Here is a 13,184-nt window from a genome sequence, read left to right on the forward strand (position 1 = left end):
CGGCGGGTCCCGGCGGGATCAGTCGAGCGGGGCCGGACGCCCGTGCGGGGTCCACGCGAGCGTCGGCGGCAGGACCGGCTGCAGGACGTGGCGGGTCCAGCTGCCGACGGCGTTGACGCCGATGTCCCGCAACGGGTCCCAGCGCAGCCCGAAGCCGCGGCGGATCTTGGCCGGCAGCAGCGAGGCGGTGACCTCGTTGACCATCCGCAGCAGCGGACGCAACGGGAGCGGCGCCGGCGGGTTGAGCACGATCCGGCGGGCGGCCTCGCGCGCGTCGTCGATCACCATCGTGCGGTCCGACGCGAGGGTCTCGGCGACGTACGCGTCGAAGCCGGTGATCGTCTGGGGCATGTCCTCCTGGCGCAGCCCGAAGAGCTCGCCGACGACGCGGTAGTCGCGCCAGAACGCGTTCCGTTCCTCCGGCCGCAGCGGCCGCACGAAGCGCGAGTGGACGACCATGGCCGAGTCGACGAGCGAGGCCAGGATCCACAGCAGCAGCTCGGGATCGTCGGCCCGCCAGCGGGTCCCGGCCGGCCAGGATCCGGCGTCGCGGTCGAGGCGGCCGGAGACAGCGCCGTGGATCGCCCGGACCCGCTCGCCCATCGCCTCGGCGGCGTCGGCCGGTCCGAAGACGGCGGTCGCCATCGCCTCGGCGGTCCGCTGGAGGCGCGGATACGCCTTCTCCGGCTCCTGGGCGGCGGTCGCACCCCAGAAGCCGCGGAAGGCCAGCGGATGCGAGGCCTGCAACAGCAGCGAGCGGGGGCCGTGCAGCATCACCGCGCGCTCCCGGTGGACCCGGCGGATCATCGAGTGATCGTCGAAGAGGCCGTCGCCGCTGGCGTGCGGCCGCTCCATCACCAGGCGGGGTGACGGGGGAACGGCAGTGGCGGTGGAGTGGTCGCTGGTCACGGGTGGACCTCGTGGCGGCCGTCTCGGGAAGCGGACGCGCTCCATCGATCGTAGCCGCCTCGCCAAGCCGGCCCGACCGAACGGCCAGCGGGACGGCCCCGGGGCGCTCGTGGCCGGTCGCCGTGCCATCCTCGAACGGTGGATCGGCTCTTCACCCCCGACCCGGACGACGGCTCCGTGCGTGCCGACCCGGTCGCGGCCGACGCGCCGCTCGCGGCGCGGATGCGTCCGCAGACGGTCGAGGACGTCGTCGGCCAGGACGAGCTGCTGGGCGAGGGGCGGCCACTGCGGGCCGCGATCGACGCCCAGATGCCGCACGCGATGCTGCTGCACGGGCCGCCCGGCTCGGGCAAGACGACGCTCTCGCGGATCATCGCGGGCGCGGCGGGCGCGGCCGTCGAGCAGCTCCAGGCCGTCGACTCGGGCAAGGCCGAGGTCCGCGCGGCGCTTGCCCGGGCCCAGGAGCGACGCGACGCCGCGGGCCGGCCGACGGTCCTCTTCATCGACGAGATCCACCGCTTCAACCGGACCCAGCAGGACGCGCTGCTGCCGGCCGTCGAGGAAGGGCTCGTGACCCTGATCGCGGCGACCACCGAGCCGGCCTGGGCGGCGGTCAGCCCAGCGCTGCGCTCACGGCTGCGGGTCTACCGGCTGCGGGCGCTCGAGGTCGACGACGTGCTGGTGCTGCTGCGCCGCGTGTTCGAGCGTGGGGTCCTCGACCGTCCGGCGGGCGAGAACGGCGCGCCGGCGGTGACGGTCCGGGCCGACGACGACGCGCTCGAGCTGCTGGCGGGGCGCAGCGCCGGCGACGCGCGCACGGCGCTCGGCGCGCTCGAGGCGGCCACCGCGCTGGCCCGCGCGGCGGCCGCGACGATGACCGACGGGCTCGCCGAGGGGGGGACGCAGAGCGTCCGGGTGACCAGCCGTCAGGCCGGCGCGGCGCTCGACCGCGCGGTCATCACGGCGGGTCCCGACCAGCCGCACGACCTTCTATCGGCCTACATAAAGAGCATCCGCGGCAGCGACCCCGACGCGGCCGTCTACTACCTCGCGGGGATGCTGGCGGCCGGCGAGGATCCGCGGACGATCGCCCGGCGGCTGGTCGTCTCCGCCAGCGAGGACATCGGCCTGGCCGACCCACAGGCGCTGCCGCTGGCGATCGCCGCAGCGGCGGTCGTCGACCGGATCGGGATGCCTGAGTGCCGGATCGCGCTCTCGCACGTGACGATCCGGCTTGCGCTCGCCGGCAAGAGCAGCGCCGCCTACCGCGCGATCAACGACGCCCTGGCCGAGATCGAGGAGCACGGCGTCAGCGCCCCGCCGCCGTACCTGCGCGGCAAGATCAGCGAGGGCTTCGTCCCCGGGGTCTACGACTACCCGCACGACCGTCCCGGGGGCGTCAGTCCCCAGGAGCTGCTGCCGGAGGGCCTGGAGGACCGCCGGTTCCTGCAACCGGCGCCCCACGAGCAGGTGCTCCGGGACCGGCTCGCCGCGGCCCGGGTCGCGCGCGGCCGAACGCCCTAGACCAGGGCGGGCGGCGGCCGGCCGTGACGGCTAGGACCCCGACCCCGACCCCGACCCCGACCCCGACCCCGACCCCGACCCCGACCCGGACCCCGGCGGCCGGCGGCCGCCGGGCGGCTTCCGGCTCGCCGGCCGGACGCCGCGGGCGGGGACCTGCGGCAGCGTCGGCCGCGGGGCCGCGGGGCGGGGCGTCGCCGGCTTGACGAGCCGCCGCGCGGGGGCGGCCGCGGCGGGCAGCGGACTACCCGCGGGAAGGGCGGGGAAGACCATCAGCAGCAGCGCCCGGACCGGGCCGTCGACGGCGACGTAGCGGTGCGGCTCGTCGGCGGCGTAGCGGGCGAAGTCGTTCGGCCGGAGGGTCACGGCGGCGTCCTCCGGGCCCGCCTCGAGGGTCCCGTCGAGGATGTAGAGCTGCTCGAGCACGCCCGGGGCGTGGCCGGGCGAGTGCTGGGCGCCGTCGGCCTGGAGGCGCATGCCGTACAGCTCGAGGATCGCGCTGCCGATGTGGGTCCGCTGGATCAGGCGGGCCTCCAGCTCCCAGTCCGGCACGAGCGGGCCGTCGTCGGCGCGGACGACCCGCGGAGCCGTCTCCGGCGGCTCGGCGACGAGGTCGCCGAGCGTCACGCCGAGCGCCCGGCTGAGCGCGTGGAGGGTGTCGATCGTGGGGTTGCCGCGGCCCGCCTCGAGTTGGGTCAGGGTGCCCTTGGCGAGTCCCGCGTGGTGGCCGAGGTCGACGAGCGAGAGCCCACGGGTGCGCCGGAGCCGGCGTACGTTGGCGCCGACCGTCTGGGCTGCGACGGTGCTCACGTCGCCTACGGTAGCGCTGCGGGGTGGGACGGGGTACGCCCCGGCGGTGGCGGAGCCACCCGGCTGGCGGGGCACTCGGCCGGACAGGACCGATGGCTAGGCTGTAGGAATGCCTGCTGCCGCCTACGCCGGTAAGGAGTGCGTCTGCCAGTTCAAGCGCGGGATCTGTGATCAGACCTGCGTCCGGGACATGCTCGACACGCCCTTCTACATCGCCTGCCTGCGCCTGCGAGGGCGCAAGTGCCTGGTCGTCGGGGGTGGCGAGCTCGGGCTGGAGAAGACCGAGGGCCTGCTCGCGTGCGACGGCGAGGTCGTGGTGATCTCGCCGGAGGTCAAGCCCGAGGTCGAGGCGCTCGCCGCCGAGGGGTCGATCGTCTGGGAGCAGCGGGACTACCGCAAGGGCGACCTCGAGGGCAAGTTCCTCGTGATCGCCTGCACCGACGACACCGACACCAACATCGGCATCTACAACGACGCCGAGGAGCGGGCGATGCTCGCGAACATCGTCGACGTGCCGCCGCTGTGCAACTTCATCCTGCCGGCGATCGTCCGGACCGGCCCGCTCGCGATCGCGATCTCGACCGCCGGTGCCTCGCCGGCGCTGGCCAAGCGGATGAAGGACGAGGTCTCCTCGCTGTTCGGCCCCGAGTACGCCCGGATGGCGGTGCTGCTCAACGACGTCCGGGGTTGGGCGAAGGGCACGCTGCCGACCTACCAGGACCGCAAGGCGTTCTTCGAGGGGATCGTCGGCCACGATCCGGATCCGCTCCAGCTGCTGCGCGACGGCGACGAGCCGCAGGTGCTGGAGATCATCGCCGCGGCGCAGCAGCACGCCGAGGCGGGGCTCGCCTCGGCCTGAGCGGCCGGGGCCGCGGGCGAGTCGGCCCCGCGGCGTGCTGGCTCAGCGCGCCCGGAACCGCAGCGTGCGGGTCACCGTCGGGGCGTTCGGTGAGGTGGCCGTGACCCGGATCGTGCCGGCCCGCTGCCGCAACTGGCGGTAGGCGGAGGAGGAGAGGCGCAGCCGCACGCGCCCGGTCGCGCCGGGAGCGACGGTCACCGAGCCGGTGGTCACACGGCGGCCGCCGATCTCGACGATCGACGCGACGCGGCACGGCCCGCTCGTGCGGCAGCTGACGCGACCGGCGTGGAGCAGCCGGCTCGAGCCGACCGTGATCCGGTGCAGGAGCTGGACTCGCGCGGCCCGGCCCGTGGGCGCGGGCGTCCGGCCGGTCGGCGCGGCGACGATCGGCGGGGCCGGGGCCGGGGCCGGGGCCGGCCGCTCCGCCGGGACGACAGGTGCGCCGACGACGTGGATCCGGGCGGTCGCCGTGCGCTCGCCGCCGGCGTCGGAGCCGCGGAGGGTGACGTCGTAGTCGCCGGTCGCGGTCGTGGCGGGCACGCTGACGGTGACGGGCACCTCGGTGGTGCGCGCGACCGGGTCCGGGCGTCGCTCGCTGGACGAGCGCTGCGCGCCCGCGGACGGCCGTGGCGGCTGCGGGGCGAGGTCCCAGGCCAGCGTGGCGCGCGCGGGCGTGGCGCTGGCGCCGGCGATCGAGGCGGTGGCGTCGAGCGCGATCGGCGAGGCGTCGTCGCCGTACCCGACCGCCCCGGCCTGGCGGACGTCGAACCGCAGCGTGGTGCTGGCGCCGGCGTCGACCGTGGCGGTCGTCTCCGGCGCGACGACGTCGGCGTCGGTCGGGACGGTCTCGGTCCACTGGCCGCTGCCCTCGGGGCAGTGGGTCGACTCGAAGTACGGGGCGTCGCCGAGGTCTTCATCGCAGTCGACGGCGCGGTCGGCGGCATAGTCGGTGTCGGCGCCGGTGCCGTCGGCGACCACCTGCGCGCCGATCGCGACCGCGGTGCCGCGCATCATCGCGCTGGGCGCCCCGTCGACCTGCGGGACGGGCACGTCGGCGTAGAAGAGGCCGCCGGCGTTCTCGGCACCCACCGGCATCGTGATCACGCTGGAGCGGTAGCCGACCCACTGGCCGACGCCGCCGAGCGGGGCGAGCCGCTGGTCGTCGACGACGTCGGGGTCGACCTCGAAGCTGACCTCGGGGTGGCCCTGCATTCGGATCGGCGGCGGCGTGAACCCGACCGGGAGCGCGTAGGCGACCAGCAACCGGTACTTGCCGGCGGTGGTGAACTGCACCGTCGCTCCGGGCCCGGAGACGAAGAAGGCGGAGAACGGGCCGCACGGCGTGGTGATGGGCTCGCCGGTGAACGACTTGGCCCCGGGCACGCAGCCGAGCTGCGCGAAGCGGATCGGCGAGAGCGGCGTCTGCTGCGTCGCCGACGGGTCGTTCACGGGGACGATGAAGGAGAAGCCGCTGGTGGCGGCGAGCACGGCGGTGGCGCCGGCGACGGTCATCAGTCGGCGCAAGGGGGGATGGGGCACAGGAACTCCGAGACGAGCGGTGATCAGCGGTAACGTCGGGGCAGCTTAGAGCGCCTGGACAGATCGGGTCGATCTGTTCCGTTCTGGTCGAAGATTCGTCTAGGCCGGGTTCATCGCCGGTCGCTTCGGCCGATCCCGACGGGTTCGTCGGTGAGTGGTTCGCTGTGCCTCGCAGGGCGCGCGGTGGCCCCCGGGCGGATCGCTGGGCGCTAGTCCTCGGCCGGTACGTCGGCGGCGGCCCGTGCGCGCTGCTGCTCGGCGCGGGCCTGCTCCTGGGCCTGCTGGGCCGCGGCTCGCGCCTCCTGGGCCTCGGCTCGGGCCTGTTGGGCCTCCGCCCGCGCCTCCTGTCGCTCGCGCTGGGCCGCGGCGCGGACCTCCTGAGCCTCGGCCCGTAGCCGCTGTGCCTCGCGCTGGGCGTCGGCGCTGGCCTGCTTGGCCTTGGCGCGGGCCTTGGCCTCGACCTTGGCGGTCGCGGCCCGGGCCTGCCGCTCGGCCTTGAGCGTCTTGCGGCGCTCGCGCTCGGCCGCCTCACCGGCGGCGTGGCGCTCGAGCCAGCCGCCCTCGGCGGCGGCGTGGGCCTCGTCGTGGGCCCGGCGGACGTCGGTCCAGGCGCCGCGGGCCTGGCGCAGCGCCTCGATCACCTGCTTGCGGGCCTCGTTCGCGGTGCGGGCGGCGTCGGCCAGCTGGTTGCGGGTCTTCGCTCCCTGGACGACCGAGTTGAACGACCAGAGGCCGGTCTCCAGCAGGCGGGCCGCGCGGCGGGTGTCGGACATCACCAGCTCCTGGATCCGGTCCGGGGGGGTGCCGTCGAGGATGTGCCGTCGGCGCGACGAGACGTGGACGTCCCAGAGGCCGACGAGCGCGTGGGCGGCGATCTGGGGCTCGGGGTCGCGCGGGTCGACCTCGGCGCCGTCGGCGAGCGCCTCGGTCGCGACGTCGATCAGGCGCGCGGTCATCTCGCGCATCGCGGTCTGGAGCGCCGGCGTCTCCCGGATCAAGCGGCTGAACTCGAGCATCATCGGGATCATCCGCGGGTCGAGGCCGCTGAAGCGCGAGATCTCGTCCTCGATCATCCTGAGCACGGCCTCGGTCGGGGAGACGTCGGGCCCCCGCTCGGCCAGACAGGTCCGAAGCAGCTCGATCTGCTCGTCCTCGCGGTCGAAGACCAGCGATTCCTTGGTCGGGAAGTAGTTGTAGACGGTCTTCTCGGAGACGCCGACCTCGTCGGCGATCTCGGCGATCCGGACGGCGTCGAAGCCGCGCTCGCAGAACATCCAGGTCGCGGTGTCCGAGATCTGCTGGCGCATCAGCCGCTTCTTGCGCTCGCGCAGGCCCTCGTCGGGGCGGACCTCGGCCTCGTACGCCTGGCGCAGCTGCCGCATCGCCTCGGTCAGGTCCTCACGCGTCCAACCCGCGAGCTCCCGGCGCTCGGCGCCCGCCGACCCGGCGGCGCTCTCGGCGTCGGGGCTCTCGTCGCTCGGGAGGGGCACGGTCGAGTCGCTCACCACCACACTCTAGCAATTCTCCAGTTGCAGAAATCTTTTAGTCACTGTATGTTCCTTCGCGGCGCTGGGCGACGGCCTTCGCCAGACCCGCCTTCCATCCCAGGAATCGCATGACCTCTCCTTCACCCGCCGTCGAGACCGACGGCCTCACCAAGCGCTTCGGCGACTTCACCGCCGTCGACACGCTCGACCTGCGCGTCGACGCCGGCAGCGTCGTCGCGCTGCTCGGACCCAACGGGGCCGGCAAGACGACGACCGTCCAGATGCTCGCGACGCTCGTCGCCCCGACCTCGGGGACCGCGACCGTCTGCGGTCACGACGTCGTCCGCGAGGGCGACGCGGTCCGCAGCCGGATCTCGCTGACCGGCCAGTTCGCGGCGCTCGAGGACAACCTCACCGCCTACCGCAACCTGCTCCTGATGGCGCAGCTGCGCGGCTACCCCACCCGCCACGCGGCCAAGATCGCCGACAGCCTGATCGACCGCTTCGACATCGGTGAGTTCCGCGACAAGCTGATCAAGGGCCTCTCCGGCGGCCAGCGCCGGCGGGTCGACCTCGCCGCCAGCCTCGTCGTCCAGCCCGAGCTGCTGGTGCTCGACGAGCCGACCACCGGCCTCGATCCCCGCAGCCGCCAGGTCGTCTGGGAGACGGTCCGCGACCTCGTCGCCGAGGGCGTCACCCTGCTCCTGACCACCCAGTACCTCGAGGAGGCCGACGCCCTCGCCGACCGGATCGTGCTGATCGACCACGGCCGCGAGGCCGCCGCCGGGACCCCGACCGAGTTGAAGGCCCGGATCGGGGAGCAGCGCGTCGACGTGGTCGCCGTCGACCGCGCCGGCCTCGACCAGATCGTCGTGGCCCTCGACGGGCGCTTCGACATCTCCGTCAACCGCGGCAAGCGGACCGTCTCGGTCCCGGCGCCGGGGGAGACGGTCGAGCTGTCGCTGATCTCGGAGGTGATCCGCGACGCGGCGGTGCCGATCGACGAGATCGCCCTCCGGCGCCCGACCCTCGACGACGCCTTCCTGAGCCTGACCGGCCACGCGCCGGCCGGCGACCCCAGTACCACCGACGACGACGTGGCCGAGGAGGTCGCCGCATGAGCACCATCGAGACCAGCGACCCCCGCAACCCGAGCGCCGGACGCCCGGCGATCCCGCTCCCGTCCCGGCCCTCCCCGGTCGTGCGGTACCTCCGTGAGACCCGGCTGCTCGTCGGCCGCGCGCTCCGCACGATCCCCGCCGTTCCCGAGCGGCTCAGCGACGTGACGATCCAGCCGATCGTCTTCACGCTGCTGTTCCTCTACGTCTTCGGCTCGGCGATCCACATCCCCGGCGTCCGCTACCAGGACTACCTGCTGCCTGGCCTGATCGGGCAGAGCCTCGCGTTCGGCGTGATCGGCGCCGGCGTCGCGACGGCCAACGACTTCAGCAGCGGGGTGATCGACCGCTTCCGGTCGCTGCCGGTGACCCGCCTGTCGGTGATCACCGCCCAGGTGCTCGGGCAGATGATCGAGCAGATCCTCGGGATGGCGATCGTGATCGGGCTCGGCCTGCTGCTCGGCTGGGAGCCGCACATGAACGCGCTCGAGGTGCTCGCGCTGATCGGCCTGGTCCTGCTCGGGCTGTTCGCCTTCACCTGGTTCGGGGTCCTGCTGGGGATGATCGTCCGCAGCTCCGACGCGATGCAGGGCGTCGGCTTCGCGGTCGTCTTCCCGCTCGCCTTCCTCGCCGGGACGTTCGTGCCGATCGAGGGCATGGCCGACGTGCCGCGGGCGATCGGCGAGTGGAATCCGATCTCGACCTTCGTCGCGGCGATCCGCTACGTCACCCAGGGCGTCGAGGCGCACGGCTCGTGGCCCCTGGAGCACCCGATCATCGGGATGGTCTTCTGGTGCGTGCTGATCATCGCCGTCTGCGTGCCGTTGGCCCTGCGGCGGTTCCGGACGACCAGCTCCGGCTAGCTCGCGGTTGGTCCTGGGCAAGTTCCTACCCGGCGTAGGTGACGTTTGGGTCGGCGTGGAAGCTGGGCGATGCAGGGGAGGAGACGCTGTACGCTTCTCCCCGAGCGGCCGCCGTGACCCGGCGGCCGGACGCCCTCCTGAGGAGCCCACGACATGACGTCGACGACCCCGTACGACCTGCGCCCGCTGCGTTCGACCTTCGAGGGGCCGATCGCCGCCCCCGGCGACGCCGACTGGGACGCGGCCCGGCAGGCCTGGAACCTGGCTGCCGACCAGCGACCGGAGGTCGTCGCCCAGGCGACCGGGGCGGCCGACGTCGTTGCCGCGATCGCCTTCGCCCGCGGCTGCGGCCTGCGCGTCGCCCCGCAGGGCACCGGCCACGGGGCGGGGCCACTCGGCGACCTGGCCGGGGCGCTGCTGCTGAAGACCGGCCTGATCGACGAGATCACGATCGATCCGTCGGCCCGCCGCGCGCGGGTTGGAGCCGGCGCCCTCTGGGGCGCGGTCGCGGAGCAGGCCGGAACCCACGGGCTGGTGGCCCTCCACGGCTCGTCCGCCGACGTCGGGGTCACGGGCTACACGCTCGGCGGCGGGATCAGCTGGCTCGCCCGCCAGCACGGCTTCGCGGCCAACAACGTGACCGCGATCGAGCTGGTCACGGCCGACGGCGAGCAGCGCCGGGTCGACGGCGACGACGATCTGTTCTGGGCGCTGCGGGGCGGTGGCGACGGCTTCGGGGTCGTGACCGCGCTCGAGTTCGAGCTCTTCCCGCTGGCCGAGGTCTACGCCGGCTCGCTGTTCTGGCCGGGGGCGGCCGCGGCCGAGGTCCTGCACGCCTACCGCGCGTGGGCCTCGACCGTGCCGGACGAGCTGACCTCGACGATCCGTCTGCTCTGCCTCCCACCGCTGCCGGAGGTGCCCGAACCGCTCCGCGGGGTGCCCGTGATCGACGTCGGCCTGGCCTTCGTCGGCGACGCGGCGGAGGGCGACGAGCTGGTGCGCCCGCTGCGGGAGGCGGCGACGCCGATGATCGACACGCTCGGCATGATCCCGGCGCCGCTGCTGACGAAGCTCCACGGCGACCCCGAGCACCCCGTCCCGGGGCTCGGGCACCACGCGGTCCTGCGCGAGCTGACCGCCGAGGGGGTGGAGACGCTGGTCGAGGTCGCGGGGGCGGCGTCGGGGAGCCCGCTGCTCGGGGTCGAGCTGCGGCACCTCGGCGGGGCGCTCGGTCGTCGTTCGCCCGGCCACGGAGCGCTCGCCGCGATCGACGGCGAGTACCTGCTCTACGGCGTCGGGATCCCGATGGGACCGGACAGCGCCCGCGCCGTGCAGGAGCGGCTCGACCTGGTCGTCGAAGCGGTGGCGCCGTGGTCGAGCGACACCACCTACCCCAACTTCGCGGAGCGGCCGAGCGACAGCGCCGCGGCGTTCGATCCGGAGACGTACGCGCGCCTGCGGGCGATCAAGGCCGCCGTCGATCCGGGCTGCCTGTTCCAGGCCAACCACCCGATCGCGGTCGGGGGGTAGCCGCCGGGCTGCTGGGGGCGCGCCCGCTCAGCCTCCGCGGGGGGCGCGTCCCTCAGCGGCGCGCGTCCCGCTCAGCGGCGCTTCTTGGCGCGCTCGCGCTCGGCGGCGACCCGATCGCGCCAGTCCGCGCCCCAGATCCGGTCGCGCCAGAGGTAGACGAAGCCGGCGCCGACGACGATCGCGATCAGCGTCCTGATGCCCTCCGAGTCGAGCAGGGCCGAGAGCGCGGTCCAGACCACGGCCATGATCAGCACCAGCGCGCAGATCCAGAACAGGCGACCCGGCCGGCGGGGCTCGTCGTCGGAGGGGCGATCGTCACGGGCCATAGACCGCGCAGGGTACGAGGTCTTCGGCCCCGTAGGCTTGCCGGCCGATGTCCGACGTGGTCTCACCGCTGGCGATCGAACTGGAAGCGCTCGTCCGCCGTCGGGGTGAGCGGCTCGTCCTCCGCGACCTCGACCTGGCGCTGCCGGTGGGGGGAACCCTGGCCCTGCTCGGCCCCAACGGGGCCGGCAAGTCGACGCTGCTGCGGGTCCTCGCCGGCCTGATGCGGCCCTCGCGCGGGACCTGCCGGGTGCTCGGCGTCGCGCTGCCCGGCGAGCGCCGCCAACTGCGCGGGCGGGTCGGCTACCTCGCCCACGAGCCGATGCTCTACCGCGACCTCAGCGTGCGCGAGAACCTCGTTCACCGCGCCCGGCTGCTGCGGGTGCCGCTCGCCCGGGTCGACGAGCTGCTCGACGCGACCGACCTCCGCAAGCGCGCCGCGTTCCCCGTCCGCGCGCTCTCCCGCGGGCTGACCCAGCGCGCGAGCGCGGCGTCGGTCCTGCTCGGCGATCCGGAGCTGCTGCTGCTCGACGAGGCGCTGGCCAACCTCGATCCGACGGCCTCGGTCCGCTTGCACGAGCTGTTCGGGCCGACGCGGCCGCCGGCCGATCCCGGCGCGGCTGTCGATCCGGCCGACCCGGCGCGCCGGCGGACCCGCGTGATCGCCGGGCACGACCCGGACGCGGCGCTGGCCGAGGCCGACCTCGTGCTCGGCCTGCGCGACGGCCGCCCGGTCCTGCTCGGGCCGCCGGACCGGATCACCGACGCCGAGATCGGGGAGCTGTACCGATGAGCGCCTGGATCGCCGACGTCCGCGCGCTGCTGGCGCTCGAGTGGCGCCGCGAGCGCCGCGCGCCCCAGGTGCTGCCGACGATGCTGCTGTTCAGCGTCGGGACCTTCGTGCTGTTCCGCTTCGGGCTCCAGGACGGCCAGGTCGAGGGGACGATGGCGGCGGGGATCCTGCTCGTCACGACCCTGCTCGCGGCGCTGCTGGGGATCGGTCGGCTGTGGGCGGCGGAGGAGGACGAGGGCGGCCTCGACGGCTTCCGGATGACGCCGGCCTCGGCCTCGGCGCTGGTCGCCGCCAAGGCCCTGGCGCTCTGGACCTTCCTGGTCGCGCTCCACCTGATCGCCGTTCCGGCCTTCGCGTTCCTGCTGCTCGGTGATGGCCTCTCGGGCTCGGCGCTGCCCCGGCTGGCGGCGACGCTGCTGCTCGCCGACCTCGGGATCGCGGTCGCCGGAGCCCTGGTCGGCGCGATCGCCGCGGCCGCCCGTTCGCGCGAGCTGCTGGTCCCGCTGTTGGCCGTCCCGCTGCTGATTCCGCTGATCGGGCTCGCCTCGCAGGCGCTCTCCCCGCTGCTCGAATCGCCGGTCGCCCAGGTGGAGGGCCGGTGGTGGCTGGCCCTCGCTCTGTACGATGGGGTGTTCCTGCTGGTCTGCTGGGCGGTCTCCGACGGAATCGTCGAGGACTGACCGGACTCCGACGATGCCCTACGCCCGTCGCCTTCTTCCCCTGACGCTCGTCACCGCCGTACTGGTCGTGGCCTGGGTCGTCGTGGCCGTTGCGGTCGCTCCGACCGATGCGACCGAGGGGGTCCGCCAGCGCCTGACCTACCTGCACCCGGCGTTCGCGATCCTGACCCTGGTCGCGTTCGTGGCCGGCGCGTTCTTCGGCTGGAAGCACCTCAAGCACGACCGTCCGCTGGACGATCTGCGCGCCTACGTGTCGATCCACCTCGGCCAGATCTTCTGCGTGATCTCGCTGATCACCGGCTCGATCTGGGGCAAGGTCGCCTGGGGCGTCTGGTGGGACTGGAACGAGCCCGTGCTCGTGACCTTCCTGATCATCTTCCTGCTGTTCGCGACCTACCAGCCGATGCGGTTCGCGATCGAGGATCCGGAGCGCCAGGCGCGTACCGCCTCGGTCTTCGCGGTCTCCGCCGGGATCTTCGCCCCGGTCTGCTTCGGGGTCGTGCGGATGACCACCAACCTGCTGCACCCCCAGCCGCTCAACGACCCGGGCGCGAACCTGCCCGGGAGCGCCGGCCTCGCCTTCCTGCTGTCGATCCTCGCGATCGGCGCGATCTTCGTGACGCTGTGGCACCTCGAGGTGCTGCACAAGACCACCCGCATCCGCCTTCGGCAGCTCCAGCGCGCCGTCGAGGGCGAGGACGCGGTGCCGGTCGTGACGCGCGCCTCGTCGCCCGTCGTCCTGTAGCCCCGC

General features: G+C 74.1%; 13 protein-coding genes. 8 read left to right on the plus strand and 5 right to left on the minus strand.

Features of this window, described 5'->3' with window-relative positions; genetic code table 11:
- Positions 1–18: 18 nt before the first annotated feature.
- Positions 19–909 (minus strand): oxygenase MpaB family protein, encoded by an 891-nt coding sequence (locus ACVUH9_RS18685; RefSeq protein WP_475759654.1) that lies wholly within the window; start codon positions 907–909, stop codon positions 19–21.
- Between the two features lie 138 nt (positions 910–1,047).
- Here ACVUH9_RS18685 and ACVUH9_RS18690 point away from each other — a divergent pair, with 138 nt between their 5' ends.
- Positions 1,048–2,433 (plus strand): AAA family ATPase, encoded by a 1,386-nt coding sequence (locus tag ACVUH9_RS18690; RefSeq protein WP_475759656.1) that lies wholly within the window; start codon positions 1,048–1,050, stop codon positions 2,431–2,433.
- Positions 2,434–2,463: 30 nt separating this feature from the next.
- On the opposite strand, the gene ACVUH9_RS18695 is transcribed toward ACVUH9_RS18690, so the two are convergent.
- On the minus strand, positions 2,464–3,240 hold the full coding sequence (locus ACVUH9_RS18695; protein ID WP_475759658.1) for a helix-turn-helix domain-containing protein: 777 nt from the start codon (positions 3,238–3,240) through the stop codon (positions 2,464–2,466).
- Between the two features lie 109 nt (positions 3,241–3,349).
- Between ACVUH9_RS18695 and ACVUH9_RS18700 the strand changes: the two genes are divergently transcribed.
- The gene (locus ACVUH9_RS18700) at positions 3,350–4,099 is read left to right on the plus strand and encodes a precorrin-2 dehydrogenase/sirohydrochlorin ferrochelatase family protein (RefSeq protein WP_475759660.1); all 750 of its coding nucleotides are present in this window, start codon (positions 3,350–3,352) and stop codon (positions 4,097–4,099) included.
- Between the two features lie 42 nt (positions 4,100–4,141).
- On the opposite strand, the gene ACVUH9_RS18705 is transcribed toward ACVUH9_RS18700, so the two are convergent.
- Together ACVUH9_RS18705 and ACVUH9_RS18710 are read right to left on the minus strand one after the other, a co-directional pair.
- On the minus strand, positions 4,142–5,638 hold the full coding sequence (locus ACVUH9_RS18705) for a hypothetical protein (protein ID WP_475759662.1): 1,497 nt from the start codon (positions 5,636–5,638) through the stop codon (positions 4,142–4,144).
- Between the two features lie 209 nt (positions 5,639–5,847).
- On the minus strand, positions 5,848–7,143 hold the full coding sequence (locus ACVUH9_RS18710) for a TetR/AcrR family transcriptional regulator (RefSeq protein WP_475759664.1): 1,296 nt from the start codon (positions 7,141–7,143) through the stop codon (positions 5,848–5,850).
- A gap of 110 nt (positions 7,144–7,253) precedes the next feature.
- Between ACVUH9_RS18710 and ACVUH9_RS18715 the strand changes: the two genes are divergently transcribed.
- From ACVUH9_RS18715 to ACVUH9_RS18725, 3 genes are all read left to right on the plus strand, one after another.
- Positions 7,254–8,246 carry an ATP-binding cassette domain-containing protein gene (locus ACVUH9_RS18715; RefSeq protein WP_475759666.1) on the plus strand — a complete coding sequence of 331 codons (993 nt, stop codon included), beginning with the start codon at positions 7,254–7,256 and terminating at the stop codon, positions 8,244–8,246.
- Positions 8,243–9,106, plus strand: a complete 864-nt coding sequence (locus tag ACVUH9_RS18720; protein WP_475759668.1) for an ABC transporter permease — start codon at positions 8,243–8,245, stop codon at positions 9,104–9,106. The genes ACVUH9_RS18715 and ACVUH9_RS18720 overlap by 4 nt, the downstream gene beginning before the upstream one ends.
- 153 nt (positions 9,107–9,259) lie before the next feature.
- On the plus strand, positions 9,260–10,636 hold the full coding sequence (locus ACVUH9_RS18725; protein WP_475759670.1) for an FAD-binding oxidoreductase: 1,377 nt from the start codon (positions 9,260–9,262) through the stop codon (positions 10,634–10,636).
- 71 nt (positions 10,637–10,707) lie between these two features.
- Here ACVUH9_RS18725 and ACVUH9_RS18730 read toward each other — a convergent pair whose 3' ends face one another.
- A complete protein-coding gene (locus tag ACVUH9_RS18730) occupies positions 10,708–10,962 on the minus strand; it encodes a hypothetical protein (RefSeq protein WP_475759672.1) in 255 nt (84 codons plus the stop codon).
- A gap of 47 nt (positions 10,963–11,009) precedes the next feature.
- Here ACVUH9_RS18730 and ACVUH9_RS18735 point away from each other — a divergent pair, with 47 nt between their 5' ends.
- From ACVUH9_RS18735 to ccsA, 3 genes are read left to right on the plus strand one after another with little or no spacing between them, the layout of a single operon-like run.
- A complete protein-coding gene (locus tag ACVUH9_RS18735; RefSeq protein WP_475759674.1) occupies positions 11,010–11,753 on the plus strand; it encodes an ATP-binding cassette domain-containing protein in 744 nt (247 codons plus the stop codon).
- Complete coding sequence (locus tag ACVUH9_RS18740; protein WP_475759676.1) at positions 11,750–12,433, plus strand: heme exporter protein CcmB; 684 nt, start codon at positions 11,750–11,752, stop codon at positions 12,431–12,433. The genes ACVUH9_RS18735 and ACVUH9_RS18740 overlap by 4 nt, the downstream gene beginning before the upstream one ends.
- 13 nt (positions 12,434–12,446) lie before the next feature.
- A complete protein-coding gene (gene ccsA, locus ACVUH9_RS18745) occupies positions 12,447–13,178 on the plus strand; it encodes a cytochrome c biogenesis protein CcsA (RefSeq protein WP_475759679.1) in 732 nt (243 codons plus the stop codon).
- Positions 13,179–13,184 lie beyond the last annotated feature (6 nt).

This window comes from Patulibacter ginsengiterrae (assembly GCF_056269115.1).

What these genes read in the sequence shown, in the direction of transcription:
- ACVUH9_RS18740 (WP_475759676.1), top strand. Translation starts at nt 11,750, where the DNA reads ATGAGCGCCTGGATCGCCGACGTCCGCGCGCTGCTGGCGCTCGAGTGG.
- ACVUH9_RS18735 (WP_475759674.1), top strand. Translation starts at nt 11,010, where the DNA reads ATGTCCGACGTGGTCTCACCGCTGGCGATCGAACTGGAAGCGCTCGTC.
- ACVUH9_RS18715 (WP_475759666.1), top strand. Translation starts at nt 7,254, where the DNA reads ATGACCTCTCCTTCACCCGCCGTCGAGACCGACGGCCTCACCAAGCGC.
- ACVUH9_RS18730 (WP_475759672.1), bottom strand. Translation starts at nt 10,962, where the DNA reads ATGGCCCGTGACGATCGCCCCTCCGACGACGAGCCCCGCCGGCCGGGT.
- ccsA (WP_475759679.1), top strand. Translation starts at nt 12,447, where the DNA reads ATGCCCTACGCCCGTCGCCTTCTTCCCCTGACGCTCGTCACCGCCGTA.
- ACVUH9_RS18725 (WP_475759670.1), top strand. Translation starts at nt 9,260, where the DNA reads ATGACGTCGACGACCCCGTACGACCTGCGCCCGCTGCGTTCGACCTTC.
- ACVUH9_RS18700 (WP_475759660.1), top strand. Translation starts at nt 3,350, where the DNA reads ATGCCTGCTGCCGCCTACGCCGGTAAGGAGTGCGTCTGCCAGTTCAAG.
- ACVUH9_RS18720 (WP_475759668.1), top strand. Translation starts at nt 8,243, where the DNA reads ATGAGCACCATCGAGACCAGCGACCCCCGCAACCCGAGCGCCGGACGC.